The sequence below is a fragment of the Mesorhizobium sp. M0016 genome, from assembly GCF_040324035.1.
In the GTDB taxonomy this organism is placed as follows: domain Bacteria; phylum Pseudomonadota; class Alphaproteobacteria; order Rhizobiales; family Rhizobiaceae; genus Mesorhizobium.
This window is the reverse complement of record NZ_JAMYVM010000011.1, coordinates 20,160-45,050: the sequence shown is the minus strand read 5'-3', so window position 1 is coordinate 45,050 and position 24,891 is coordinate 20,160. Positions and strand designations below refer to the sequence as shown.

Genomic DNA, 24,891 nt, shown 5'->3' with positions numbered 1-24,891 from the left:
AGGTCGATGACCTCCTGGCGGTCGCGCCTAGAGCGCTTCGGCGCCCGAAATGATTTCGATCAGTTCCTTGGTGATCTGCGCCTGCCGCTGGCGGTTATAGGTGATCGACAGTTTGTTGATCATGTCGCCGGCATTGCGCGTTGCATTGTCCATGGCGCTCATTTTGGCGCCCATCTCGCCGGCTGCGTTTTCGAGCAGCGCGCGGAAGACCTGGACCGAGATGTTGCGCGGAATGAGGTCGGTGAGGATCTCGCCCGGCTCCGGCTCGTATTCGTAGACGGCATTGCCACCGGCGGTCGCTTCGGCGGGCGCCTAAGCCACGCCGGCAGGAATGATCTGCTGCGCGGTCGGAATCTGGCTGATCACCGACTTGAACTGCGAATAAAACAGCGTGCAGATATCGAAGCCGCCTTCGCCGAACAGATGGATGATCTTACGGGCGATCGCATCGGCATTGACGAAGCCGAGCTTCTTGACATCGCGTAGGTCGACGCGGTCGATAATCAGCGAGGCATAGTCTCGGCGCAGAATGTCGAAACCCTTCTTGCCGACGCAGATGATCTTGACCTGCTTGCCGTCGGCCAGAAGCCGGCGGATATGGTCGCGGGCCAGACGTGCGATCTGCGAGTTGAAGCCGCCGCACAGGCCGCGCTCGGCCGTGCAGACGACGAGCAGATGCACATCGTCCTTGCCGGTGCCGGTCATCAGCGCCGGGGCATCGCCGCCGCCGCCGATCGCCTGCGTGATATTGGCCAGCACCGCACCCATCCGCTCGGAATAGGGACGCGCCGCCTCCGCTGCTTCCTGCGCGCGACGCAGCTTCGCCGCGGCGACCATCTGCATCGCCTTGGTGATCTTCTGCGTCGCCTTGACCGAGGCGATACGGTTACGAAGGTCTTTTAATGAAGGCATGCTTCAAACCTGATCCCGAGCGTCCGGCTTCTTCTCAAGCGAAGGTCTTGGCGAAGGCGTCGATCTCGGCCTTCAGCTTGGCGCGCAGATCGTCCGACAGCGCCTTTTCCTTGCGGATGCCGTCCAGCACGTCCTTGCCGGCCGAGCGCATATGGCTGAGCAGGCCGTGCTCGAACTTGCCGACCTGGTTCAGCGCCAGCTTGTCGAGATAGCCGTTGACGCCGGCGAAGATCACCGTGACCTGCTCCTCGACCTTGAGCGGCGAGAACTGCGGCTGCTTCAACAGTTCGGTCAGGCGCGAGCCGCGGTTGAGCAGGCGCTGCGTGGCGGCGTCGAGATCGGAGCCGAACTGCGCGAACGCAGCCATTTCGCGGTACTGCGCGAGCTCGCCCTTGATCGAGCCGGCGACCTGCTTCATCGCCTTGATTTGCGCCGACGAACCGACGCGCGACACCGACAGGCCGACGTTGACCGCCGGACGGATGCCCTGGAAGAACAGGTTGGTTTCGAGGAAGATCTGGCCGTCGGTGATCGAGATCACGTTGGTCGGGATGTAGGCCGACACGTCGTTGGCCTGCGTCTCGATGATCGGCAGCGCGGTCAGCGAACCGCCGCCCAGATCGTCGTTGAGCTTGGCGGCGCGCTCGAGCAGGCGCGAATGCAGGTAGAACACGTCGCCCGGATAGGCTTCGCGACCCGGCGGGCGGCGCAGCAAGAGCGACATCTGGCGATAGGCGACGGCCTGCTTCGACAGATCGTCATAGCTGATCAGCGCATGCATGCCGTTGTCGCGGAAATATTCGCCCATGGTGGCGCCGGTGAACGGCGCCAGGAACTGCATCGGCGCCGGATCGGAAGCTGTGGCGGCGACGATGATCGAATATTCAAGGGCGCCGCGCTCTTCGAGAACCTTCACGAACTGCGCGACCGTCGAGCGCTTCTGCCCGATGGCGACGTAGACGCAGTAGAGCTTTTCCTTTTCCGGCCCGTTGTCGTGCACGGCCTTCTGGTTGAGCATCGTGTCGAGGATGATCGCGGTCTTGCCGGTCTGGCGATCGCCGATGACCAGCTCGCGCTGGCCGCGGCCAACGGGGATCAGCGCATCGATGGCCTTGAGGCCGGTCGACATCGGCTCGTTGACCGACTTGCGCGGGATGATGCCTGGCGCCTTGACGTCGACGCGCTTGCGTTCGGTCGCCTTGATCGGGCCCTTGCCGTCGATCGGATTCCCGAGCGCGTCGACGACGCGGCCGAGCAGGCCCATGCCGACAGGCGTATCGACGATGGCGCCGGTGCGTTTGACGATGTCGCCTTCCTTGATGTCGCGGTCGGCGCCGAAGATGACGACGCCGACATTGTCGGCTTCGAGGTTGAGCGCCATGCCGCGGATGCCGCCGGGGAATTCGACCATTTCGCCGGCCTGGACATTGTCGAGGCCGTAGACGCGAGCGATACCGTCACCGACGGACAGCACCTGGCCGACTTCGGAGACCTCGGCCTCCTTGCCGAAATTCTTGATCTGGTCTTTGAGAATTGCGGAAATTTCCGCGGCGCGGATGTCCATCAGCCGACCTCTTTCAGTGCAAGCTTGAGCGAATTGAGTTTGGTTTTGAGCGACGTATCGATCTGGCGCGAGCCCATCTTGACCACCAGCCCGCCGAGCAGCGACGGATCGACGGTAACAGTGATGGCCACGTCCTTGCCGGCAACGCCTTTCAGCGCGGCCTTGAGTTCGGTCTGCTGGGCAGCCGTCAGTTCATGCGCCGAAGTGACCTCGGCTGATGTCTCACCGCGCTGTTCGGCGGCGATCTTGCGAAAAGCCTTGATCATGCCGGGCACCGCGAAGAGCCGGCGGTTGCGGGCGACGACGCGCAGGAAATTGCCGGTCAGGCCGGTGATGCCGGCCTTGTCGGCGATCGACGCGATTGCCTTGGCCTGGTCCTCGCTGGAGAACACCGGGCTGTTGATGAGGCGCGTCAGGTCGGCGCTGTCATCCAGCATCCTGGCGAAACTGTCGAGGTCGGCCTCGACCTTGGCCACCGAATTCGACTGCCGCGCAAGTTCGAACAGCGAACCCGCGTAGCGTTCTGCGACACCCGAGATTGGCGATGACGATTGAGCCACGGACCGTCTTTTCTCTTGTCTGAGGGGCCGCAGATTGTTGGCGCGAGCAAAAACTCTGGCTAAATCTTTGACCTTACTAAGTTTTTCCAAGCACGGAGGCGCGGCTTCCGCTATCCCCGGCCGAAAGTCGATTGCCGTCTAGCACAGGCATTTTAAGACCGCAATGCGTCGTCCCGCATGCTTTTCGGGCACTATTGTCGCATCCGGCCGCAGAGTTCAACCGAAGCCTTTGGATTGGCTGCCGATTCAGGGCAGAAAGCCGAAGACGAAGGCAAGCGGCAACGCGGCCAGGACGAGTTCGACGACGATCGACGCCCAGTTGAAAGGCGTGTTGGCGCCGTCCGACATCATCGACAGCAAACGGCCAAAAGCGGTGAACAGCCAGGAAAAGCCGAGTGCCATATAGAGCCACGGCTGCGCCAACAGAATGCAGCACAGGCTGACGCCGAGATAGAAGCCCGACATCCGGCCGCGCCCTTCCGCGATTGCCGCTGCCCTTTCGGGCCGGACCTGCAGCCGCAGAATCCGAAATGCCAGCCCTGGCGCGAGGAAAAACAGCAGACCGAGCGCCAAGGTGACGACGGCGCTGGACCAAGCCAGCCATTCGCCCTGGCTGGTCGGCCACGGAAACGCAAATTCCATCTTGCTTTCATCCCCTCACAGCAATGCCGGATGTATTGAATGTCGCTGCAAAAAGAAGTCAAGCGCGCGGCAGTTTTGGCACGCAATTCGTGAAGGAGCGGAAGGCTGTTTAGGCCGCGCGCGCGTCCGGCCAGCATCGTGGCCAACCTGTATTGTCAGGCGACGCCTCACTCCTATCTGCAGGACCGGTTTTGCACAGCCAAAGGCCCCGACACCGATCGCCTTTATTTCCTGACCGGGCACCTCAATCTGGCCGGCACGGAAGCAGATCGATGGAAGCTGAAAGTGGTCGGCAGCGGCAATGTCGCCGTGGCCGCCCAGCCCTGATCTCTGTTTTGGCCCTTCAGGGCAGCATGAATGCGACCGCCGCCTCGGCATGGATGCGCGTGGTGTCGAACACCGGAATGTCGAAATCGCGCTCGCCAATCAACATGGTGATCTCGGTGCAGCCCATGATGACGCCATCGATCTTCTCATCGCGTCGCAGACGGGCGACCTCGTCGATATAGGCCGCCTTCGATGCCGCGCTGACGATGCCCCGGCAGAGCTCGTCGTAGATTACCTGGTGCACCATGTCGCGCCCGGCCTGGTCCGGCACCACGGGCTGCAGCCCGTATTTCTCCGTCAGTCGGCCCTTGTAGAAATCCTGCTCCATGGTGAAGCGGGTCGCCAGCAGCGCCGGCCGCTTGACGCCGGCGCCCTTGACCGCGACGGCCGTGGCGTCGGCAATGTGGATAAGCGGGATCGACACCGCCGCCTGCACCCGGTCGGCGAGCTTGTGCATGGTGTTGGTGCAGATCAAAAGCCCCTCTGCGCCGCCCGCCTCCAGCTTGCGCGCCGCATCCGCCAGCAGCACGCCCGCACTGTCCCAGTCGCCATGATGCTGCCGGTCGGCGATTTCGGCGAAGTCGAAGGAATAGAGCAACAGCTTTGCCGAATGCAGCCCGCTCAGCCGCTCGCGCACGATCTCGTTGAGCAGGCGATAATAGATCGCCGTCGATTCCCAGCTCATGCCGCCGATGAGGCCAAGGGTTTTCATGCGCTGAGCCTCCAGCAGGACCGAACGATCTCTCTCACAGAAAAGCTTTACGGGTCGATGTCAACCTTAACGCGCGCCGTACCACGCTCTTCGGCCCGCCTCCACAAACATCACCGCGCGCCCGATTCGGTCATCCTCGCATTGGCGCCGAGATGATGCAGGCTTTGTGTCGTGTGCCTTGAACTCCAGGCAACCGGCGGATCGGGCAGATCGAGATCGAACTGTGCCCGCCCGAGCAGCGAATTGACGATCTTGGCGCTGCGCCAAGCCATCAGGCTGAGCTGCGGCTCGGCTATGCCATGGCTGCGCCGGCCGGCATTGAGCGCGTAGATCCGGCGGTCGTCGGGCCCGTCCCATTCGACCTCGAAGCTGGCGTTGAGCCTGTAATGACCGCGCTCGTCCAGCGCGATCCTGTTCATGAGCGGCGCCATGCAATCAGGAATGGCAAAGGCATAGCCGGTGGCCAGAACCACCGCATCGACGGTGCGCGTCTCGATGGCGCCCTCGAAGCCGTTGCGCATGATCAGCCGGTATTCGCTGCCTTCCCGCGTCACGTTCAGCACTTCGCGGTGCGGCGTCATGTTGACCGCCGTCGTTTCCTCCGAGAGGTGCCGCAGCGTGTAAAGCTGGCGATAGATCGCCTTCAGTGTGCTCGTCGATGCGCCGTCACCGGCAAGCAGTTGCTGTTCCAGGATCGTCTCACGCCGCCCTTGCGGCAGCCGATGGAAGCTTTCGACATAGCCCGGCGTGAAGAGTTCGTCGGTGAAAGGCGAGTCGTCCAGTGGCAGGAAATTCGGCCGCATCGAGATCCACTCGATTTCGCGGCCGGCGAAGCGGTCGGAGGAGATCAGATGCAGAAGCACTTCGGCGCCGCTCTGGCCACCGCCGATCACGGCGACACGCTGTCCGCTCAGGCGATCGAGGCGGTTGGCGGCCTGGGCGTTGTGGAAGCATTGATCGGAGGCCGCCGCCCGCGCCCAAGCGGGGATGTTGGGCACCAGCCCGACGGCAATGGCGAGATTGCGCGCGTTCACCTGCTCGCGGCCGATACGCAGCCTGAAATTCGTTCCGTCGAAGTCGATCCGGTCGACGGCGCTGGCGAAGCGCAGCGAAGACAAGTTCTCGCCGACCCATCCGAGATAGCGGGCGAATTCCGGCCGCGGGATGGCTGAGAAATCCGCGTTGAGGAATTCATAGAACCGCTTCTGCGCGACCAGATAGGACATGAACGACCATGGGCTGGTCGGATGCGTCGCGGTGACGAGATCCTTGAGGAAGGATGTCTGCAGTTCGACGCCCGGCAGCATCATGCCCGGATGCCATTCGAGCCGCGTCGCCCGATCGAAGAAGCGCGCTTCGACGCCGTCCACCGCATCGAGATGGGCGGCGAGGCTGAGATTGAACGGCCCGATGCCGATGCCTGCGAGGTCAAGCGTATGGGTCATGGCGAACTCCTTATGGAGCTGGCTGGGCTGATGGGAGATCGCCGGGCTGACTCGGGGTTAAGCGGATTGTCGAGCGGTGTGCCAAGGTCGGGCAGAGGGCGTTCGCCGCTGTCGCCGTAGCCGATGGCGAAGCGCACCTTGTTGATGGCGATGCGTGGGATCTTCGGAGCAAACAGATCGAAGAGCGCGAACCGTTCCGACAGATCCGGGTTCTGCGCCTGGTAGCGCCGGATGGCGCCGGCCAGGATGGCGTAGAAAGTCCTCTCGTCGAAGCGGTCATAGGCGGCCAGCGCCTCGGACAGGAAACGCAGAACGCTGACGATGTGTCCCGTTTGCAGATGCTGGAGAAGATGTGCCGGGGGCCGGCGCTTCAGCGTCGACAGGATTTTGGGGTCGAGGCCGGCCAGTTCGGGAAACGGCTGGTCGACGAGATCGAGGTCGCCCTGGAAATCCTTGACCGCCACGCCGAGAGGCGCCGCTCCGTCGAGGATGATGGTGACGTTCTGGCCATGGGCGATGAAGCCGACGCCGTAACGGCACATGAAGTGGTAGAGCGGCACGAACACCGTGGAGAACAGGCGGTCCAGCCATGCCTCCGGACCAAGGCTGGATTGCTCGATGAGGGCGCTGGCGATCGGCCTGCCATGGGCGTCGCGCTGCGGCAGGGCGCCCATCATCATCGGCCGCTGGCCCGCTGTCAGATCCTTTTCGGGGCTTTCGCGCCATATGGCGCCCAGCATCTCGCAAAACTGATAGGGCGCGCCTTCAACGCCGGTATAGTGCGGATGCGGATAGAAGGCGCCGGCGACTTCCTGCAAGACCTTGACGTCCTTGAGCACCGGGTCCGCGGCCGCCACCGTGGCCAGCCAGCGCGACAGATCGGCGCCGATCGCCATGTATTTGCCCGGCACGCCGCGCCACGCTGAGGTGTTGAGGACGGTCAGCGGCAGCTTGACGTGCAGCGCCTCGGGCCGTGCCACATTGGCAAGCGTGCGCAGCGACTGCAAGGGCAGGAACGGATCGCCGAACTGGCCAAGCGGCACCAGCCGGCCGGCGGCGATCTCGCTACCATATTGCGAGGCGATCATCGCCTGCCACTGCCAGGGGTGGACCGGCAGCAGCCTATGCGTCGATCGCGAGATCCCGGCGGCGCTGAAAGCCGCTTCGAGCCTTGCGCGCTCGTAGTCGCCGAGTGCGGCCTGCAGCAGCGCCTCTTCGTCGAGCCCGCAGTCAAGCGCCAGCAGGCAGCGATCGCTGGCGGCGGCAAGCCAGAAGAGCTGGAATGCGGTGGCCGATTCTGGCGCGTAGCGCTCGAAGTCGTCCCGTCCCCAGCCAAGCCGTCCCTTGTTGGCAGGTGCCTTCGGATGGCCGTCGAGCAATGCCTGCAACTCGGTATCCGGCAGCGCGGCTAGATCGGCGGCCGGTCGATTGCCGCGTGCCTTGGCGATCCGCATGTCGGCCATCAGCGTGTTGTAAAGCTCCTTCGCATAGGTGCAGAATGTTGCCGGCGACATGCCGAGCGTCTCGCGCGCGTCGGCGAAGAAGGCGACCGCATCGTCGACCGGCAGCTCGATGCCGGCGTCGCGAGTCAGCGTCTCCGGACGGACGGCGATCTGGCCCCACAGGCGCCGCGTCGCGGCAAAGCGATAGGTCACGCCGGGGCCGGGCGTCAGCTCCCATCGGCCGGGCGAAAGCTCGCGCGGCGACAGGCACTCCTCGAAGGTCAGTTCGGAAATGGCCTTGGCGACGGCGTCGCGGTTGATCGCGGCCCAGCGTGTCGCCTCCCCCGCTTTGGCAATCGGTTGCTGCACCGTCACAGCGGCACCTCGCGGAAGAAGCGCTCGCGTTCGCAGCAGACCAGCGCCGCGCGCTTGTGCGGGAAGTCGAACTCCTTGACTTTGTCGTAGGCGGCGCCGGCGCAATAGCTCAGCATCTTCTGGTGCGCGGCGCGTGGCTCGCCGACGACGCGCTGCGTGCGCGGCTCGTCGAGGAACAGATAGTGGGTGACGGAGCGGAACAGTGACAGCGTCTTCGGCCGGCCGAGATGGCGCATATTGCCGATCAGCCCATGCCAGCCGCGATCCCAGTCGAGCGGCTCGTAATAAGGCCCGAGCCGGTCCTCCTTGGCCCAGTAGAACTCGAAATAGCCGGTCGGCTCGCCGTCGAAGCTGGCGATGACGCCGAAAATATGCGGATCGCTTTCCTGCTCGGCGAGATATTTGTCGAGCTCTTCATGGCTCTGGGCAAGTTCCCAGAAGAAGGCGACACGGCCATCGTTCATCCAGCGATGGAAGAGGTCGAGATCGGTCCGGCGGTCGATCGGGCGCAGCGACACGGTGAGACCGATCTCCGGAATCCAGCGTTCGTACATCGGGCCGCAGGGGCGCGGTTGGCGCAATGGCGGCAGCCGGTCTTCCGGGCCGATAGCGGTCGTCAATGCCGGATAGGTGACATGCGAGGCCTGGCTGCGCCACAGCAGCGGCAGCTGGCGCAGGACCGAGCGATGGATGACGGCGCGTTCCGGTTCACCCGGAACCGTCTCGGTGGCCAGCGCCGAAACTGGCCACAGCGTCTTGGCCGCCGGCAGGAAGGCGCAGTCGAAGGAAGGATGCAGGCGCAGCGCGGCGTCGACGAGACCTGCCAGGATTTGCGGTTGGTCGAGACGGCCGCCAATGAACGCGACATCGTCGATGAGCAGGCGGCCATCCGCGTCGGAGATGCGGGCCTGTCCCACCGCTGTTCCCTCAGCGTTAACCAGGCTGACATGGCCATCGCCGGCACGGATGGCGAGCGGCTCCGCGGCCGAGGCCAGATGCTGCCATCCTTCGTTGCCGGCGACGGTGGCGGGTGACCAGTTTTTCGCAGCCTCGATGTTCATGCGTATTCTCTCACATGCAGGGGGTTCGGAAGCTCGACGTAACCTGCCAGCGGGTCGGTCACTTCGGTGTTCTCATTGATGTCGCGCAGCGCGATCAGGAAATTGCCTTTGGCAGCAAGCGTCGGCGCGTTGAGCAAATAGTCGACGCAGGACCGGTCAGCCATCGGCGTGGCGGCCAGCCGCTCGAGCGAGCGGCGGAATATCGCCAGCAGATCGTCTTCGTTGGTGAGGCCAGCGGCCGCAAGGGCTGCGACGGCGGCGAAAGCGCCATTGACGACCAGATAGTAGCCGAACAGCTTCGCGGCCGCTTCCGCTGGGAAGACATGATCGCCCGCCTGACCAGCCTCGGGCACGAATTCGCGCAGCCTGGGCAGGAATTCCTCGACATAACCGGTGCCCTGGCAGTCGCGAAAATAGAGCGCATTCGGCCAGCCGCCGGCGAGGCCGACGACGAGGTTCTGCTGATGGGCGCCGAACAGCAGGCCGAATTCCGAGAAGGCAACGATAAACGGCTCGATGGCGGCATGAAGGAAACGCTCGAACCACAAACGCGCCGTTTCCTCGACAGGTCGCTTCTCGTCGCGGGCGATACGGTGGACCAGGTCGGACAGATGGCTTTCGGTACGGCCGGGATGGCGCTCGCAAAGCGCGCCGAGAACGGCAGCCGGCGGATTGCCCGTGCCGCGAAACGGATTTTCGCGAAACGAGACGATGGTATCCGTCATCAGCCGGCCGTCTTCGTCACGCAGGCCGAACCAGGCGGGCTCACCCAGCACCGTCATGGTCGGGCAGCGCCGCTGCAAGGCATAGCCGAGCTTGCCCTTGACCAGCCGGTGCACCGAAAGGCCGCGCCGGCACTCATGCTCCTCGACGATGCGCCTGGAATTGGTCAGGCGCAGGCTGAGCGAGAATTTCAGCATCCACTCGGCTTCAGACGAATGAACCGTGCGCAGCGAGGTCGTGGCCCGCCACGCTGGTCCGCCGAGCCCAACATCGACGATACGACCGGCGCGAAACAGGCGCTCGACGCGGTCTTCCAGCATGAGCCGTACGGCCTGCCACGGATGCATCGGAACGAGAACCTTGCCCTGTTGCTTGCCAGCCCGAGCAAGCAGCTGCGGATCGCTGGCGGCAAGCCCGCGGACCATCTCGGTGACATCTAGCGGCTCGACGCTGCCTCCAGTGAGGATGGTCGGGTCGACGGCCCACCAGCGCAGTTTGAACGCATTGCAGTATTCATGCCCGAAGCGCGCGGAATCCGTGTGCGTGAACTCTTCGCGACTCATCGGCGCCGGGTGCACCGCGTGGCCGAAACGCAGGGCGCTTTCGGCATCGATGAAATCAGGATCGCCTTCGGAGAAGGGCCGCGACGATCCACGCGCCGCAGTCGCGTCAGCGATTGCGGCGATGCTGGCCAGGCTGCGGCGCAGGAAGGTCAGTCGGCTTTTCGCTGTCGCCCGGCCGGCAATGTCGGGATCCGCCAGGATCAGCGCCAAAAGGCTGAAAAGGTCGATCTCGGTCGCTTCGCCATCGGCCCCCTCGTTACTAATATCGAGGCGCCAGAGCGGCATCGCTAAATCGTGGTAACCAACCTTCGAGCGATGCCGCGCCTCGACGAGCACCGCCGCGCGCGAGGCAGGGAAATTCAGACGCAGCACGGCTGCCTGCGGCCGAAACAGCCCGGTTTGCCTGGCGTCGACGAATTCCCATCCATGCCATTCCCGCAGCAGCGCGTTGAGGAAGGGGCTTAATGCAGAGGAAGTTTCTGACCTTATTTGTTCCATGTCCATCCTCGTATAACTTTGAGATTTATCAAATCTATAAGGTTCTACTTTTATATCTCAATATTTATATTGATTATATGATGAAAATCAGAAATAAGCTTCTGTTGTGACGGGTATATTGAAAAATAAATCTTCGCTTCTGCGCCGCCTGGCAATCGCGGTCTCCGCGATCGGCTTCGGCCAGTCGGCCTTTGTGTCGCTCGTTCCCCTGGTTATGGAGCGGCTGAGGCTCGACACATTTGCCGTCGGCGCGGCAACCGCTGTCGGCGCGGCGGCCTTCCTCGTCGGCTCGCCGCTGTGGGGCCGCATGGGCGAGCGGCTCGGCCACGCCAGGCTGCTGCGCCTGCTTGGCCTCGCCATGCTGGCCGGCCAGGCGGTGTTCGCCGTGCTGCTGATAGCCGGGACGGGAGCCGCGCTCGGCCTCGCTTTGTTGGTGCTTTCGCGAACCGTTTACGGTTTCGCCGCATCGGGCGTCATGCCGACGGCGCAGGTCTGGGCCAGCCGCTCGGTTGCCGATGACAGGCGACAGGCCGCGCTGGGACTGCTTGGCGCCGGCGTCAGCATGGGGCGGCTGGCCGGTGCGCTGCCGGCGACGGCCGCCGTGTTGTCGCCGCTGCTGCCGCCCATCCTGTTCCTGTTCAGCCCGCTGTTGCTGTGGCTCGCGCCGGGCAAAGGGGAAGCCGGCGGACGGAGCGACGGCAAGGCAGCCGACGTCGGCCGTGGAATATCGCCCTTCGATCGCCGCGCTCTGCCTTGCCTGGCGATGGGCTTGTGCCTGACGCTCGGCTTCGGACAGGTGCAGATGATGCTCGGCCCGATGGCCCAGCAGCGTTTTGGCCTTGGTGCGACGCAGGCCACGACGGTGACCGGCCTGGCCCTGATGCTGGTCGCCATCGTCATGGTTCTGGTCCAGGGACTGCTCATGGCGCGCCTGCGGCTGGCGGAGCGCAACAGCGTCGTCGTCGGCTGTCTCATGGTTTGCGTCGGCATGACGGCGCTGGCCGTCACGGCCAGCCATGTTGCCTCGGCAGCGTCTCTGGTGGTGGCGGCGGCCGGCATTGCCCTGGCGACACCCGGCTACACCGCCTGGCTGATGAAGCGCCTGGAGCCCGGCGAGCAGGGCGCGGCGGCCGGCTGGCTCACCAGCACCCATGTGCTCGGCCAGAGCATCGGCGCATTGGCCGGCGGCTTTGCCTTCACGCTCTGGCCCTTTGCGCCGCTGGCCGACTGCGCGGCGTTGGCGCTGGCCGCTGCCTGTCTCGCTGCCATGGTTCGCAAGCACTAGCCAAACCGCGCTCATTCGGCGACCTCCGGCAGCGGCTGCATCGGAGTACCCGGCTGGGCTTTTGCGGCATCGGCGAAATGGGCATTCAGCATGCGATAGGTCGCCACCACGGCGATGCCCGACAGCACTGTCGCCAGGGTGAACAGCGCGAAGTAGCCGAGCATGTCGGCGAGGCGGCCGGCCAGCATGGAGCCGACGAGATAGACGATAAGCTGGGCGCAGGACAGGATGGTGAAATCGGTGCCGGGTTGGTCCGACGACGTGACGGACATGAACAGGCTGTAGAGCGCCACGATCTCCATGTAGCGCACCAGCGTCTGCAGGAACGAGGCGCCGAAGATCGGCCAGAAGCCGGCGATAGCGCCGAAAGCGTGCAGCGCGAAGATCAGGAAGCAGATGGTTCGCAGCGCGCCGAGCAGGCCGAGCACCGAGGCGGCCCCCTTTTTGTGCAGCAGCCACGCCGCCAGCGCCGAGCCGCCGAGCCCGACGGTGAGCGCGGCACCGCCCGAGAGATAACCGATGATATCGAGCGGCACGCCGGCATCGACGAGATAGGAGCCTTCCATCGACTTCACCAGCCCCTCGCTGGCGCGGTAGATGAGCGCGATCCACAGGATCTGGCGTGCCTCCGGCCGGCGCAGAAAGCGCAGGATCGAGGGGCGGTCGATGGCCGCCTGCGGCGCGCTGGCGACGGGATCGGTCTCGCGCATGGCGAAGGCGGCGACCAGCGGGATGATGGACAGCGCGGCCACCATGGCCACCATGGTTTGCCAGCCGGCATGATGATAAGCCAACAGGCCGAGCGTGCCGCCGAGAACGACGCCGAGCGCGACGGCGCCGCCCTGGATCGCATTGCCGATCGGCCTGTCCTTCGGGTCGAGATATTTGGCCGCGTAGCCGTCGGTGGCGATGTCCTGGGTCGACATCAACAGGCTCACGACAAGGCCGACGGCAAAGATACCGGCGACACCGGTCGGCTCGATCCAAAGCATGGCGGCGATGCCGGCGATGACGCCGATCTGGGTGATGATGACCCAGCCGGCGCGATGGGCGCGGGCCATTGGCCGAAAGCGGTCGACCAGCGGCGCCCATAGGAATTTCAGCACCAGCGGCAGCATCAGCAGCGCCATCAAGCCAATGGCGGTGCGCGACACGCCCTGCTCGCGCAGGATCGGCGGGATCGCCGCGGCAAACAGATAGCTCGGGATGGCCTGCGCCAGATAAAGGCAGGCGAGAACGACGAAAAGCCGCAGGCGCGAAAGCCCGGCGGGCGCCGGCCGGTCTGCGTCGCCGCTCATTTGACATAGTCCTTCGGTGCGTAACCGTTCAGGAAGGCGCCGGCCTCCGCCCGGCTGCGGGTGACGAGCACTGGAAAGCCGAACAGGCTTTGCCAGACGCGCTGCATGTTCTCGTCGGCGGCGGGGCGCACCAGCGCACAGGCGCGGCAGGCTTTTTCGAGCTGCTCGCGTTCCGCCTTGTACCAGAGGTTTTGCGCCTTGCGCTGGGCGTCGCTCAGCGCGATCTCGATGCGGATATCGACCAACAGCACGAACGGCTCCCTCTCCTGTGAAAGGCAGCCGAGCGCCTCGATATAGGCCCCGCCATCCGCCGGATCGGCGGGCGCTTCTGCCAGCAGCGAAACCAATGCACCGTTTCGTTGGAGAGACACCGCCATTGCCGCCCTCAGAAGGTGATCTGGTACGACAGAGCGACGGAACGCCCCAGACCGGGAACGTCGGCGCCGCGCGTCGCCGATGCGGAGGGGTTGATGTAATAGGTGTCGAACACATTGCGCACGGCAAGGTTCAGCACACTCTCATTGGCGAACGTCTTCGAGACTGCAAGATTGACCAGTGCTGCACCGTCCAGTTCCTGGGTGGCGATGCGGTCGCGCCCGGAAAACAGCTCCAACTCGCTGCGCAGGGTCAGCTCGTTCTCGAAACGGGTGGTGAGATAGACCAGGCCCTTGTAGGTCGAGGGGATACGGTTGTTGGGCAGATATTCGTTAGCTTCGATGTGGCCGTCGTGATCCGCATCGTATTTGCCTTCGATATAGCCGACCGATCCGCCCAGCGTGAACATGCCGCTGAGGTCTGCCTCGAGATTGGCTTCGACGCCCCAGATACGTTCCTTCTGCTGCGATAACCGGTTGTTGAAGATGTCGTAGCTGACGCCGTTGTCCGAGGTCGACAGATAGGTGCTGACGCCGCCGCGATAGTCGCCCCAATCGCCGCGCAGACCGGCTTCCCAGGTGTTCACCAGCTGGGGTTCAGGCGCGATATCGGCATAGCTGATCGCGTAATCCGGCGCGTTGGTGCATGGCAGCAGCGGCCGGATGGCGGTGCCATAGGCGTCGCAGGTTTCGGCGTTGGAGTTCAACCCGGCCCGGCGGGTGAAGCCGCCAATGTCGGTCAGGCTGTAGCCTTGCGAGAAATTGCCGAAAAGCTGCATCCTTTCGGTCAGATCGTAGACGGCGCCGGCGTTGAAGGTGACGGCGTCGTAGTCGAACGAGCCGCCGGTCACCTGGATCGCCGGCAGGCCGATAATGTTCCGGCCTAGCAGAACGGCAGCGGCAGGCCGGGTGAAGTCTTCAACGTTGAGATAAAACTGGTCGTAGCGCGCGCCGCCGCTGATGCGAAAGCGATCCGTCACCGAAATTTCACCCTGCGCAAACAAGGCAACCGAGTTCTGGGTCGTGGGCGAGATGGCGTCCTGGCCGTTGGTCAGCTGCTGATCGGTGGCATCGAAAACGTAGTCGGCGCCCCAGGTCAGTGTGCTGCCCTGAGTGATAAAGTCCATCGGCGTGTTGACGGTCAGGTTGACGCCGCTGCGCCGCGATTGCAGCGCCGTCTGGTTGAAGTCGGCGGTCGGGTCCGTACCCGGCGGCAGGATCACCGGCCGCGTCGGGTTCGTCGGTAAATACACCTGGCTGTTGACGGCCGAGAATTTGGTAAAGGGCGACTGCTTGAAGATGTCGTTGTAGAACGCCTTGACCTCGAGGTTTCCGAGCGCGAAGTCGCTGTCGGTGTATTTGGCGGTCAGATATTTCGAACCTTCCTTCAGCGGCTTGCCTTCATAGGGATCGCCGAAATCCGGGGAGACGGGATTGGTCGTGTAATCGGTGAACCAGTCCGGCTTCTGGTTGGCATAGGTCCAGTCGACGCTGGCCTCGAAGCGCCTGGAATCGAACTGGTAGCCGGCCACGCCGAAGAGATTGCCCGTGCCGGTGCGGTCGCCGCCGCCTTGCCCAAGCATGGCGTCGGAAGCCATCTCGTTGCCGTGGCCGTCATAGGTGCGGCGCGACAGATCACCGGACGCCGAGAAGAAATAGTCGAAATCGCCTTTCTTGCCCTCGACCGAGACACTGGTGCTTGGCCCGGCCGACTTGCCGGGGTTTTCGGTGAAGGCGGTGACGCCGGTGCGCACCGTCACCTTCGGCTTGTCGCTGTCGCCGCGCTTGGTGATGAAGTTGATCGTGCCGCCGGTGGCGCCGGCGCCATAAAGGCTGGACGCGCCATTGATGACTTCGATGCGCTCGACCGAATTCAGGTCGATCATCGACAGGATGCGTGAGACGTCCCGCAGCGGTGTGTTGCGCGGCACACCGTCGACCATGATGAGAACGCTGCGCCCGCGGAAGGTTTCCGAAGCGCCGGAAACGGTCTGGTTGCGTGGCGCGTAGCCGGGGACGATGCGGCTGATCAGGGTCGCGGCGTCGATATTTTCCTGCGCGGCTTCCTCGACCTGTTGCCGTTCCACGACCTGGACAGACTGGGCAACGCTGGAAATGGACCTTTCATTGCGGCCGGTGACCAGGATCTGGTCGAGCACCGTGGCTTCCTGCTTGCCTGTCGGGGCGGCTTCCTGGGCAAATGCCGCGCCTGCCAGGATCGACCAACCCAAAGCCGATGACCAAAGAAGTGAACTGTAAAATCTGCGCATGCTGCCCCCATCCATGCCCTGGTCCCCAGTGCCAGAGCGGAAAGGTGCCCAGTTATAATTCATGACAAAAGGAGTCAACATTTATTTTATGAGTTCTTTGATCAGGATTGTTCCGCAACGGACGGGGCTGTGCATATGAGCAGAACGTATTTTAGCGAGCGCTAAGATGTTGAGCTTTCTTGACAAAACGGCATAGGGCAGCCGGCGGCGTCGTCAGCCTTTGTGCTTACAAGAAGCTCTGCGGATCGATGTCGACCTGCACGCGAACCGAGCCGCGCTGCTTCGGCCCTTCGGCCAGCATGGTGCGGATGAAGCCTTGGATGTCGGCGCGCTTTTCACCCTGGATCAGCAAGCGGAAACGATGGCGCCCACCAAGCAGCGACAGCGGCGCCTCGGCCGGGCCGAGCACGAACAGGTCGCTGGCCTGGGGTGCTGCACGGCGCAGGCCGCGCGCGTGGCCTTCGGCCTCGGCCCGCGTCACCGCACTGACGATGACGCCGGCAAGCCTGCCGAAGGGCGGCAGGGCTGCCCGTTCGCGCTCAGTGATCTCGCGTTCGTAAAAGGCCTCGGCATCGCCCGAGACGATCGCCCGCATCACCGGATGGTCCGGCTGGAAAGTCTGCAGCAGGCCGAGGCTCTTCTTGCCGGTGCGGCCGGCGCGTCCAGTCACCTGGCTGAGCAATTGGAAGGTCCGTTCGGCGGCGCGCGGATCGCCATTGGCGAGGCCGAGATCGGCATCGACGACACCGACCAGCGTCATGCTGGGAAAGTTATGGCCCTTGGCGACCAGCTGCGTGCCTATGACGATGTCGGCCTCGCCATTGGCAATGGCCTCAAGCTCCAGACGCAGCCGTCGCACTCCACCCATCAAATCGGACGACAGGACGATCGTGCGCGCGTCGGGGAAATGCGCCACGACTTCTTCAGCTATCCGCTCGACGCCAGGCCCGCAGGCGACCAGATGGTCGAGCGTGCCGCATTCCGGACAAGCCTCCGGCCGCTTCTCATTGTGCCCGCAATGATGGCAGACGAGTTGGCCGCGAAAGCGGTGCTCAACCAGCCAGGCCGAACAGACCGGGCAGCCGAAGCGGTGGCCGCAGACACGGCACAGCGTCAGCGGCGCATAGCCGCGCCGGTTGAGGAACAGCAGCGACTGCTCCTTCTTCTCCAGCGTACGTTGCATCTGGTCGATCAGCAGCGGCGACAGAAAGCCGCCGCGGGCCGGCGGCGCGCGCCGCATGTCGATCGTCTTGAGATCGGGAAGCGCGGCTTCGGCAAAGCGCGCCGACAGCACCGCCCTGCTGTAGCGGCCCTGCTGCGCATTGACCCGGCTTTCGACCGATGGCGTCGCCGACGCCAGCACCACCGGGAAGCCGCTGATATGGCCGCGCACCACCGCCATGTCGCGGGCATTGTAGAAGACACGGTCCTCCTGCTTGTAGGCAGGGTCGTGCTCCTCGTCGACGACGATCAGCCCGAGCTCGCGGAACGGCAGGAACAGCGCCGAGCGTGCGCCGGCGACGACGCGCACGCCGCCTTCCGCCACCTGTCGCCAGACCTTTTCGCGCATTCGGGGCGGCAGGTCGGAATGCCATTCCGCCGGCTTGGCGCCGAAGCGCTGCTGAAAGCGTTCGAGGAAGGCATGCGTCAGCGCGATCTCCGGCAAAAGGATCAACACCTGCTTGCCCTGGTCGAGGGCTGCCGCCACCGCCTCGAAATAAACTTCCGTCTTGCCTGAACCGGTGACGCCGTCGAGCAGCGTGACGTTGAAAGCAGCGGCCGTGACATTGGCGCGCAGCATGGCGGCCGCGTCTGCCTGGTCCGGCATCAGCTCCGGCATGGCGTAGGAAGGATCGGGCGCGGCGACCACCGGTCGAGGCGGGATCATCACCGTCTCGAACACGCCTTGCGCCTTGAGCCCCTCGACCACCGTCGACGACACGCCCGCCGCGTGCGCCAGGCCGGATCGCGTCCAGGCAAGCCCCCCTTCCGCCGTCTCCAGCACGCGCGTCCTGGCATCCGTCATCCGGTCGGGCATGACGAGGGTCCGCTGCAGGCCCTCTATCCATGGTTCGGGATCGAACGCCTCCGGTGCGCGCAACAGCATGCGCGCCACCACGCCGGGCGGCGACAGCGTGTACTGCGCCAGCCAGTCGACAAAGCGGCGCATGCCGCGGTCGATCGGCGGGCAGTCGAAGACCTGTTCGATCGGGCGCAGCTTTTTGGCGTCGATATTCTCGACCGCACCATCCCAGACGATGCCGGCAACCTGGCGCGGACCGAGCGGCACGCGCACGATCGAGCCCGGCACCACGCGCATGCCGGCGGGCACAGCGTAGGTGTAGGGCCGTTCGGCGGGCATCGGCACCAGCACCGGCGCGGCTGCGACAAAGGGCGAATCTTCGATCATCGGGCGTGACCTTGCCCCGACTTTGGTCTAGATCAAAGGGCAACCCCGAATGTGCATGGCATGCACATGGAAATCTTTCAGGAGACCCCCATGAAATTTTTTGTCGACACCGCTGACATCAAGGACATCAAGGAACTGAACGACCTGGGGCTGCTCGACGGCGTGACCACCAATCCCTCGCTGATCCTGAAATCCGGCGGCAAGATCGCCGAGGTCACCAAGCAGATCTGCGACATCGTCAAGGGCCCGGTTTCGGCCGAGGTCGTTGCGGTCGAATACAAGGACATGATGGCCGAGGCCAACATCCTGGCCAAGATCGCCGACAATGTCTGCATCAAGGTGCCGCTGACGCTCGACGGCCTGCGCGCCTGCAAGACGATCCGCACCGAGATGAACCGCATGGTCAATGTAACGCTGTGCTTCTCGGCCAACCAGGCGCTGCTGGCGGCCAAGGCCGGCGCCTCGTTCATCTCGCCCTTCGTCGGCCGCGTCGACGATACCGGCGCGGACGGCATGGAACTGATCCAGGAGATCCGGCAGATCTACGACAATTACGATTTCGACACCGAGATCCTCGTCGCTTCGGTTCGCACCGTGAACCACGTCAAGCAGGCAGCCCTGATCGGCGCCGATGTCGTTACCGCGCCGGCCGCGACGCTGAAGGCGCTGGTCAAGCACCCGTTGACCGACAAGGGCCTGGATCAGTTCGCTGCCGACTGGGCCAAGACCGGCCAGAAGATCGGCTGAGATCGGTTCGATACAAACGAAAAAAGGCCGGGAAACCGGCCTTTTTGTTGCGGACTGCTAAAAGTCTAGTTGGCAGCGCCAGGGAATGCTCAGGCCTTCTTGCCGTGCCTGACCAAGTCCTGGGCGACCGACAGGCTCACCATTTCAGCCAGTTCACGCGCGGCGCGGTTCTCGGCGTCGAGCTGTGCCCGGTAGGAGGCGAACTCCTGCGTCGGCTTGTCGAAGGATGATGGGATCGACCGTTTGCCGGTTGCGATCACCACGCCGGTCCTGGCATCGGTCAGCACATAGTTTGCGGTCAGCGTCACCGTGCCTGCCGTCGGCTCGTCTTCGTCGGTCTGGATCTGCACCACCGCGGCCGATTCGACCAGTTCGGTGACGCCGAGATCGAGCATGTAGACTGGCGCCGGCGGCTCGCCGGCGCCTTGGCCAAAGGCAAAGATCAGATTGTTGCGGACCTGCTGGGCGTAGCGTGTCTTGACCGGCTTGACCGCGATCGACGCCAGTTCCGCCGAAGCGCTGACCGTGGAACCGGCGCTCAGCGGCGCGCTGGAATAGAGCGGCCTCACCGTGCAGGCCGAAACCAGCGCCACCGAGGCGACCATGCCGTACAGCGCTGCGCGGCGCAGCAATAGCGTCGTCTTTCCGAAGTCAAGCCCCGTCTTTTTGAAATCAGGCAACGACATTGACGATCCTCTGCGGCACGATGATCACCTTGCGGGGCGCCTTACCTTCCAGCGCTTTCTGCACGAAGTCGAGAGCCAGAACCGCTTTTTCGATCGCACCTTGGTCCGCGTCGCGGGCAATTGTCAAATAGCCGCGCATCTTGCCGTTGACCTGGACCGGCAGCACAACCTCGTTGTCGACGACCAGCGCCGGATCGTAGACCGGCCAAGGCCGTTCGGCGACCAGATCAGTGCCGCCCAGCGTGTGCCAGCACTCTTCGGCCAGATGCGGCATGACCGGCGCGACCACATGCACCAGGATCTCCACCGCCTCGCGGCAGGCGCCTTTGAGCGCCGCATCGGCCTTGCCCTCGGCGATGTCGTTGAGCGGCGTGGTCAAGGCATTGGCCAGTTCGTAGATGCGGGCGATGGCGCGGTTGAAGCCGAGCTTCTCGATATCCTCGCCGATGGCCTTCAGGATCTTGTTCGCGGCCTTGGAAACGGCGCCCGCCTCGCCCTCCTTCGCCGCCTGCGGCTTGACGCCGTCGAGCGTCTCGGCGGCGATCGACACCAGGCGCCAGATGCGCTGGATGAAGCGGTGCGCGCCGGCCGCGCCGTCGTCGGTCCATTCGACGTCGCGCTCGGGCGGCGAATCCGACAGCATGAACCAGCGCGCAGTGTCGGCGCCGTAGCCATCGGTGATGTCTTCCGGGCTCACCGTGTTCTTCTTCGACTTCGACATCTTTTCGAGCGAGCCGATCGCTGCCTCTTCGCCGGTGGCGATCTCGATGGCGCGGCGCGTGCCGCCGGCATCCTCGATCCTGACCTCAGCCGGCGACAGCCAGCGGCCATTGTTCGACGCACCGCCGACGCGGTAGGTCTCATGCACCACCATGCCTTGCGTAAACAGGCCCTTGAACGGCTCGGCGAGGTCGAGATGACCGGTCGCGCGCATGGCGCGGGTGAAGAAGCGCGAATAGAGCAGATGCAGGATCGCGTGCTCGATGCCGCCAATATACTGGTCGACGGCCAGCCAGTCATCGGCAGCCTTCGGCTCGGTCGGCTCATTGGCCCAGGGCGCGGTGAAGCGGGCGAAATACCAGGACGAATCGACGAACGTGTCCATCGTGTCGGTCTCGCGCCGCGCATCCTTGCCGCATTGCGGGCATGTGACATGCCGCCAAGTCGGATGACGGTCGAGCGGATTGCCGGGACGGTCGAACTCGATGTCGTCGGGCAGCTTGACCGGCAGGTCGGCCTTCGGCACCGGCACCACACCGCAATCCTCGCAATGGATCATCGGGATCGGACAACCCCAATAACGTTGCCGCGAAATACCCCAGTCGCGCAGGCGGAAGTTCACCTTGCGCTCCGCCATCGGCCGGCCGCCGATGGTCTTCTGCTCCAGCAGTTTCGCGACCTCGTCGAACGCCTGCTCCGGCTTCATGCCGTCGAGAAAGCGCGAATTGATCATCACGCCATCGTCGACATAGGCCTCTTCCGTGACCTGGAAGGTCTTTGCGTCACCATCTTCCGGCATCACAACCGGAATGACCGGCAGGCCGTATTTGTTGGCGAAGTCGAGGTCGCGCTGGTCGCCCGACGGGCAGCCGAAAATGGCGCCGGTGCCGTATTCCATCAAAACGAAATTGGCGACATAAACCGGCAGTTTCCATGAGTCGTCGAACGGATGGACGACGCGGATGCCGGTGTCGAAGCCTTTCTTCTCGGCAGTCTCCAGTGCGGCCACCGACGTGCCCATATGCCTGATTTCGTCGATGAACTTGGCCAGCTCGACATTGGTCTCGGCGGCCTTCCTGGCCAGCGGATGGTCGGCGGCGACCGCCATGAAAGAGGCGCCGAAAATGGTGTCGGGCCTGGTCGTGTAGACTTCCAGTTCGTTCGCATCGCCGATCGGAGCGGCCAGCGGCCAACGGATCAGCAGCCCTTCCGAGCGGCCGATCCAGTTCTGCTGCATCAGCTTGACCTTTTCCGGCCATTCGCCAAGCCCGTCCAGCGAGTCCAGCAGGTCCTGCGCGTAGTCGGTGATCTTGAAGAACCACTGCGTCAGCTCGCGCTGTTCGACCAGCGCGCCCGAGCGCCAGCCGCGCCCGTCGATGACCTGCTCGTTGGCGAGCACCGTCATGTCCTCCGGGTCCCAGTTGACCTTGGAGGATTTGCGCGTCACCAGCCCCTTCTCGACGAAATCGAGGAACAGCATCTGCTGGCGGTGGTAATAGTCGACGTCGCAGGTGGCGAACTCGCGCGACCAGTCCAGCGACAGGCCCATCATCTTGAGCTGCTCGCGCATGGCGGCGATGTTGGCGTAGGTCCATTCCTTGGGATGGACCTTGTTCTGCATCGCCGCATTTTCGGCCGGCATGCCGAAAGCGTCCCAGCCCATAGGGTGCAGCACGTTAAAACCCTTGGCCCGCTTGTAGCGCGCCACCACGTCGCCCATCGTGTAGTTGCGGGTGTGGCCGATATGGATCTTCCCGGAGGGATAGGGGAACATCTCCAGCACGTAGTATTTCGGCTTCGGATCGTCGTTATGCGCTTCGAACAGCTTCTTTTCGGCCCAGGCCTTCTGCCATTTGGGCTCTGACGCGCGCGGATTGTATCGTTCGGTTGCCATCGGATGATTTTCACTTAAAAGCAGGCGCAGACCGCCGGACAAGGCCCGGTGGCCAAGGTAAATGTCGTGGCGGTGTTCACCATGGATTGCCGGACCCGTCAACTGCGGTGAGCCGGCGAGGGCTAGAAAGACAGGCAGGATATAGGCATGGCGAGCGCCGTCGAACAGTTTTTCGCCGTCAGGACGAGGATCGCTGCCGCCGAGCGCGAGGCCGGCCGCGACGCCGGCTCCGTGACGCTGGTTGCTGTGTCGAAGACTTTTGAGGCCGACGCCATCCGCCCGGTCATCGAGGCCGGCCAGCGCGCCTTTGGCGAAAACCGGGTGCAGGAGGCGCAAGGCAAATGGCCGGCGCTGAAAACTGAATTCCCCGACATCGAGCTGCATCTGATCGGCCCGCTGCAGTCGAACAAGGCGAAGGAAGCCGTCGCGCTCGCCGACGTCATCGAGACCGTCGACCGCGAGAAGATCGCCGCCGAACTCGCCAAGGAGATCGCTAGGCAAGGCCGTGCACCAAAACTCTATGTCCAGGTCAATACCGGCTCGGAGCCGCAAAAGGCCGGCATCGAGCCGCGCGACGCCGTTGCCTTCGTTGCCCGCTGCCGCGATGTCCACGGCCTCGCCATCGAAGGCCTGATGTGCATCCCGCCGGCGGACGAGAATCCCGGCCCGCATTTCGCCCTGCTGGAAAAGCTCGGCAAGGAGGCCGGCGTCGCCAAACTGTCGATGGGCATGTCCGGCGACTACGAGACCGCGATCGCCTTCGGCGCCACCAGCGTCCGGGTCGGCTCGGCGATTTTTGGGAGCCGGTAGTCGTCGGCTTCGCGAGACACCTGTCGATCCCCGATTTTTCGAGCTAATGTATCGAGCACATCCGGCCGAGTTAGCGAGGACTATTCTTCTTGGACTGGCACCTCAGGGACGCACGAAACAATCTTTCGAAGCTTGTGCGACAGGCGCGCGAAGAAGGGCCGCAAACCATCACCTTGCGCGGAAAGCCAGCTGCCGTCGTGTTGTCTCCTGATGACTATGACCAACTGATCGGCGCAAAGCCTTCGCTTGCGGAATATCTCCTCTCCGGTCCCGCATGGGACGACGATTTCGTCGAGGAGGTCAACCGCCGCTCAGAGACGATGATCCGACCCGTGGAATTCTGATAGATTTTCGACACAAACATCGCCTCGCGCATCTCGCCACGGTTGACGAGTTCTATGGGGCCAGATGCATCCGGTCGATTACGCCACCACTGGAAACGAAACGTACCGTTCCTATTTGCTTTGCGTAATCACCAAATCTTCTGGAGCTGCCACCATGCGCTACAATCAACTCGGAAATACGGGGATGTTCGTCTCCGAACTCTGCCTCGGCACAATGACCTTCGGCGCCGCCGGCGAGAATGCCCAATGGGGTCTGATCGCCAGCCTCGACCAGAAGGGCGTCAACGACATCGTTGGCCGTTCGATCGCCGCCGGCGTCAATTTCTTCGACACCGCCGACGTCTACTCCTTCGGCCAGTCCGAGCGCCTGCTCGGCCAGTCGCTCAGGGATCTCGGCGTCAAGCGCTCGGACGTCATCATCGCCACCAAGGTGCATGGCGCCATGGGCCAGGGCCCGAACGAGCGCGGCTCTTCGCGCGGCCACATCATGGATTCGGTCGAGGGCAGCCTGGAGCGGCTGCAGCTAGACCATATCGATCTCTACCAGCTGCACGGCACCGACACCGTGACGCCAGTCGACGAGACGCTGCGGGCGCTCGACGATCTCGTTGCCAGCGGTAAGGTCCGCTATGTCGGCGTCTCCAACTGGGCGGCCTGGCGCATCGCCAAGGCGCTGGGCGTTGCCGAGCGCAAGGGATTTTCCCGCTTCGAGACCATCCAGTCCTATTACTCGATCGCCGGCCGCGACCTCGAGCGTGAGATCGTGCCGCTCATCAACGAGGAGAAGCTCGGCTTGATGGTGTGGTCGCCGATGGCCGGCGGCCTGCTGTCGGGCAAATACGGTCCCGGCGCGCCCGGCAATGGCGAGGGCCGCCGCGCCGCCTTCAACTTCCCGCCGGTCAATGAGGACCGCGCCTGGGCAGCCGTCGCCGTCATGCGCGACATCGCCAAAAAGCACGATGTCAGCGTCGCTACGGTCGCGCTCGGTTATGTCCTGGCCAAACCTTTCGTCATGAGCGTCATCATCGGCGCCAGCCGCATGGAGCAGCTCGAGCAGAACCTTGCCGCCACTGAGCTGAAGCTCGACGCCGACGATCTCGCCAGACTGGATGAGGTCAGTGCGCTGCCGGCCGAATATCCCGGCTGGATGCTGGAGCGTCAGGGCGCCGGTCGCCGCCCGGCGCCGTTCACCCCGAAGAAATAGTCATCGCTGTCGCCTGATGCTTGGG

General features: G+C 64.0%; 20 protein-coding genes and 1 pseudogene. 6 read left to right on the top strand and 15 right to left on the bottom strand.

What is annotated here, in order from left to right; all coding sequences use genetic code 11:
- Positions 1–27 precede the first annotated feature (27 nt).
- From NKJ88_RS17255 to NKJ88_RS17240, 4 genes and pseudogenes are all read right to left on the bottom strand, one after another.
- Positions 28–912 (bottom strand): annotated as a pseudogene (locus NKJ88_RS17255) (F0F1 ATP synthase subunit gamma).
- 34 nt (positions 913–946) lie between these two features.
- Positions 947–2,476: a F0F1 ATP synthase subunit alpha gene (atpA, locus tag NKJ88_RS17250; RefSeq protein WP_023684101.1), complete on the bottom strand. Its 1,530-nt coding sequence runs from the start codon at positions 2,474–2,476 to the stop codon at positions 947–949.
- Positions 2,476–3,036 carry a F0F1 ATP synthase subunit delta gene (locus tag NKJ88_RS17245; protein ID WP_023688887.1) on the bottom strand — a complete coding sequence of 187 codons (561 nt, stop codon included), beginning with the start codon at positions 3,034–3,036 and terminating at the stop codon, positions 2,476–2,478. The genes atpA and NKJ88_RS17245 overlap by 1 nt, the downstream gene beginning before the upstream one ends.
- A 246-nt stretch (positions 3,037–3,282) precedes the next feature.
- The gene (locus tag NKJ88_RS17240; protein ID WP_023684099.1) at positions 3,283–3,678 is read right to left on the bottom strand and encodes an AGROH133_08824 family phage infection protein; all 396 of its coding nucleotides are present in this window, start codon (positions 3,676–3,678) and stop codon (positions 3,283–3,285) included.
- 138 nt (positions 3,679–3,816) lie between these two features.
- Here NKJ88_RS17240 and NKJ88_RS17235 point away from each other — a divergent pair, with 138 nt between their 5' ends.
- Positions 3,817–4,005, top strand: coding sequence for a hypothetical protein (locus NKJ88_RS17235; RefSeq protein WP_023726136.1), 189 nt, complete (start codon positions 3,817–3,819; stop codon positions 4,003–4,005).
- 16 nt (positions 4,006–4,021) lie between these two features.
- On the opposite strand, the gene NKJ88_RS17230 is transcribed toward NKJ88_RS17235, so the two are convergent.
- The 5 genes from NKJ88_RS17230 to NKJ88_RS17210 all read right to left on the bottom strand — a co-directional run bounded on the left by NKJ88_RS17230 (position 4,022) and on the right by NKJ88_RS17210 (position 10,824).
- On the bottom strand, positions 4,022–4,717 hold the full coding sequence (locus NKJ88_RS17230; RefSeq protein WP_023726135.1) for an aspartate/glutamate racemase family protein: 696 nt from the start codon (positions 4,715–4,717) through the stop codon (positions 4,022–4,024).
- 110 nt (positions 4,718–4,827) lie between these two features.
- Positions 4,828–6,162, bottom strand: a complete 1,335-nt coding sequence (locus tag NKJ88_RS17225; RefSeq protein ID WP_352444822.1) for a lysine N(6)-hydroxylase/L-ornithine N(5)-oxygenase family protein — start codon at positions 6,160–6,162, stop codon at positions 4,828–4,830.
- Positions 6,159–7,979, bottom strand: a complete 1,821-nt coding sequence (locus NKJ88_RS17220; RefSeq protein WP_352444821.1) for an IucA/IucC family protein — start codon at positions 7,977–7,979, stop codon at positions 6,159–6,161. The genes NKJ88_RS17225 and NKJ88_RS17220 overlap by 4 nt, the downstream gene beginning before the upstream one ends.
- Positions 7,976–9,040: a GNAT family N-acetyltransferase gene (locus NKJ88_RS17215; RefSeq protein WP_352444819.1), complete on the bottom strand. Its 1,065-nt coding sequence runs from the start codon at positions 9,038–9,040 to the stop codon at positions 7,976–7,978. The genes NKJ88_RS17220 and NKJ88_RS17215 overlap by 4 nt, the downstream gene beginning before the upstream one ends.
- Positions 9,037–10,824, bottom strand: a complete 1,788-nt coding sequence (locus NKJ88_RS17210) for an IucA/IucC family protein (RefSeq protein ID WP_352444817.1) — start codon at positions 10,822–10,824, stop codon at positions 9,037–9,039. Before NKJ88_RS17210 ends, NKJ88_RS17215 begins: the two co-directional genes overlap by 4 nt.
- Positions 10,825–10,942: 118 nt before the next feature.
- Between NKJ88_RS17210 and NKJ88_RS17205 the strand changes: the two genes are divergently transcribed.
- Positions 10,943–12,109 (top strand): MFS transporter, encoded by a 1,167-nt coding sequence (locus NKJ88_RS17205; RefSeq protein WP_352444815.1) that lies wholly within the window; start codon positions 10,943–10,945, stop codon positions 12,107–12,109.
- An 11-nt stretch (positions 12,110–12,120) separates the two neighbouring features.
- On the opposite strand, the gene NKJ88_RS17200 is transcribed toward NKJ88_RS17205, so the two are convergent.
- The 4 genes from NKJ88_RS17200 to NKJ88_RS17185 form a co-directional block, all read right to left on the bottom strand.
- A complete protein-coding gene (locus NKJ88_RS17200; protein WP_352444813.1) occupies positions 12,121–13,407 on the bottom strand; it encodes a RhtX/FptX family siderophore transporter in 1,287 nt (428 codons plus the stop codon).
- On the bottom strand, positions 13,404–13,784 hold the full coding sequence (locus tag NKJ88_RS17195) for a hypothetical protein (RefSeq protein WP_155923988.1): 381 nt from the start codon (positions 13,782–13,784) through the stop codon (positions 13,404–13,406). Before NKJ88_RS17195 ends, NKJ88_RS17200 begins: the two co-directional genes overlap by 4 nt.
- Before the next feature lie 8 nt (positions 13,785–13,792).
- Positions 13,793–16,051: a TonB-dependent receptor gene (locus NKJ88_RS17190; RefSeq protein WP_352444812.1), complete on the bottom strand. Its 2,259-nt coding sequence runs from the start codon at positions 16,049–16,051 to the stop codon at positions 13,793–13,795.
- Positions 16,052–16,277: 226 nt separating this feature from the next.
- Complete coding sequence (locus NKJ88_RS17185; protein ID WP_352444810.1) at positions 16,278–18,461, bottom strand: primosomal protein N'; 2,184 nt, start codon at positions 18,459–18,461, stop codon at positions 16,278–16,280.
- Positions 18,462–18,551: 90 nt separating this feature from the next.
- Between NKJ88_RS17185 and fsa the strand changes: the two genes are divergently transcribed.
- The gene (gene fsa / locus NKJ88_RS17180) at positions 18,552–19,208 is read left to right on the top strand and encodes a fructose-6-phosphate aldolase (protein ID WP_023688874.1); all 657 of its coding nucleotides are present in this window, start codon (positions 18,552–18,554) and stop codon (positions 19,206–19,208) included.
- 89 nt (positions 19,209–19,297) lie between these two features.
- Here the strand turns inward: fsa and NKJ88_RS17175 are convergent, their stop codons facing one another.
- Together NKJ88_RS17175 and leuS are read right to left on the bottom strand one after the other, a co-directional pair.
- Positions 19,298–19,894 carry an LPS assembly lipoprotein LptE gene (locus tag NKJ88_RS17175; protein WP_352444808.1) on the bottom strand — a complete coding sequence of 199 codons (597 nt, stop codon included), beginning with the start codon at positions 19,892–19,894 and terminating at the stop codon, positions 19,298–19,300.
- Positions 19,881–22,508, bottom strand: a complete 2,628-nt coding sequence (leuS, locus tag NKJ88_RS17170; protein WP_352444806.1) for a leucine--tRNA ligase — start codon at positions 22,506–22,508, stop codon at positions 19,881–19,883. Before leuS ends, NKJ88_RS17175 begins: the two co-directional genes overlap by 14 nt.
- Before the next feature lie 147 nt (positions 22,509–22,655).
- Here leuS and NKJ88_RS17165 point away from each other — a divergent pair, with 147 nt between their 5' ends.
- From NKJ88_RS17165 to NKJ88_RS17155, 3 genes are all read left to right on the top strand, one after another.
- Positions 22,656–23,318, top strand: coding sequence for a YggS family pyridoxal phosphate-dependent enzyme (locus NKJ88_RS17165; RefSeq protein ID WP_352444804.1), 663 nt, complete (start codon positions 22,656–22,658; stop codon positions 23,316–23,318).
- 89 nt (positions 23,319–23,407) lie between these two features.
- Positions 23,408–23,662: a type II toxin-antitoxin system Phd/YefM family antitoxin gene (locus tag NKJ88_RS17160; protein WP_023700209.1), complete on the top strand. Its 255-nt coding sequence runs from the start codon at positions 23,408–23,410 to the stop codon at positions 23,660–23,662.
- Between the two features lie 154 nt (positions 23,663–23,816).
- The gene (locus tag NKJ88_RS17155) at positions 23,817–24,866 is read left to right on the top strand and encodes an aldo/keto reductase (RefSeq protein WP_352444802.1); all 1,050 of its coding nucleotides are present in this window, start codon (positions 23,817–23,819) and stop codon (positions 24,864–24,866) included.
- The last annotated feature ends 25 nt before the right edge of the window (positions 24,867–24,891 follow it).

What these genes read in the sequence shown, in the direction of transcription:
- atpA (WP_023684101.1), bottom strand. Translation starts at nt 2,476, where the DNA reads ATGGACATCCGCGCCGCGGAAATTTCCGCAATTCTCAAAGACCAGATC.
- NKJ88_RS17240 (WP_023684099.1), bottom strand. Translation starts at nt 3,678, where the DNA reads ATGGAATTTGCGTTTCCGTGGCCGACCAGCCAGGGCGAATGGCTGGCT.
- NKJ88_RS17230 (WP_023726135.1), bottom strand. Translation starts at nt 4,717, where the DNA reads ATGAAAACCCTTGGCCTCATCGGCGGCATGAGCTGGGAATCGACGGCG.
- NKJ88_RS17225 (WP_352444822.1), bottom strand. Translation starts at nt 6,162, where the DNA reads ATGACCCATACGCTTGACCTCGCAGGCATCGGCATCGGGCCGTTCAAT.
- NKJ88_RS17215 (WP_352444819.1), bottom strand. Translation starts at nt 9,040, where the DNA reads ATGAACATCGAGGCTGCGAAAAACTGGTCACCCGCCACCGTCGCCGGC.
- NKJ88_RS17210 (WP_352444817.1), bottom strand. Translation starts at nt 10,824, where the DNA reads ATGGAACAAATAAGGTCAGAAACTTCCTCTGCATTAAGCCCCTTCCTC.
- NKJ88_RS17200 (WP_352444813.1), bottom strand. Translation starts at nt 13,407, where the DNA reads ATGAGCGGCGACGCAGACCGGCCGGCGCCCGCCGGGCTTTCGCGCCTG.
- NKJ88_RS17195 (WP_155923988.1), bottom strand. Translation starts at nt 13,784, where the DNA reads ATGGCGGTGTCTCTCCAACGAAACGGTGCATTGGTTTCGCTGCTGGCA.
- NKJ88_RS17190 (WP_352444812.1), bottom strand. Translation starts at nt 16,051, where the DNA reads ATGCGCAGATTTTACAGTTCACTTCTTTGGTCATCGGCTTTGGGTTGG.
- NKJ88_RS17185 (WP_352444810.1), bottom strand. Translation starts at nt 18,461, where the DNA reads ATGATCGAAGATTCGCCCTTTGTCGCAGCCGCGCCGGTGCTGGTGCCG.
- fsa (WP_023688874.1), top strand. Translation starts at nt 18,552, where the DNA reads ATGAAATTTTTTGTCGACACCGCTGACATCAAGGACATCAAGGAACTG.
- NKJ88_RS17175 (WP_352444808.1), bottom strand. Translation starts at nt 19,894, where the DNA reads ATGTCGTTGCCTGATTTCAAAAAGACGGGGCTTGACTTCGGAAAGACG.
- leuS (WP_352444806.1), bottom strand. Translation starts at nt 22,508, where the DNA reads ATGGCAACCGAACGATACAATCCGCGCGCGTCAGAGCCCAAATGGCAG.
- NKJ88_RS17165 (WP_352444804.1), top strand. Translation starts at nt 22,656, where the DNA reads ATGGCGAGCGCCGTCGAACAGTTTTTCGCCGTCAGGACGAGGATCGCT.
- NKJ88_RS17155 (WP_352444802.1), top strand. Translation starts at nt 23,817, where the DNA reads ATGCGCTACAATCAACTCGGAAATACGGGGATGTTCGTCTCCGAACTC.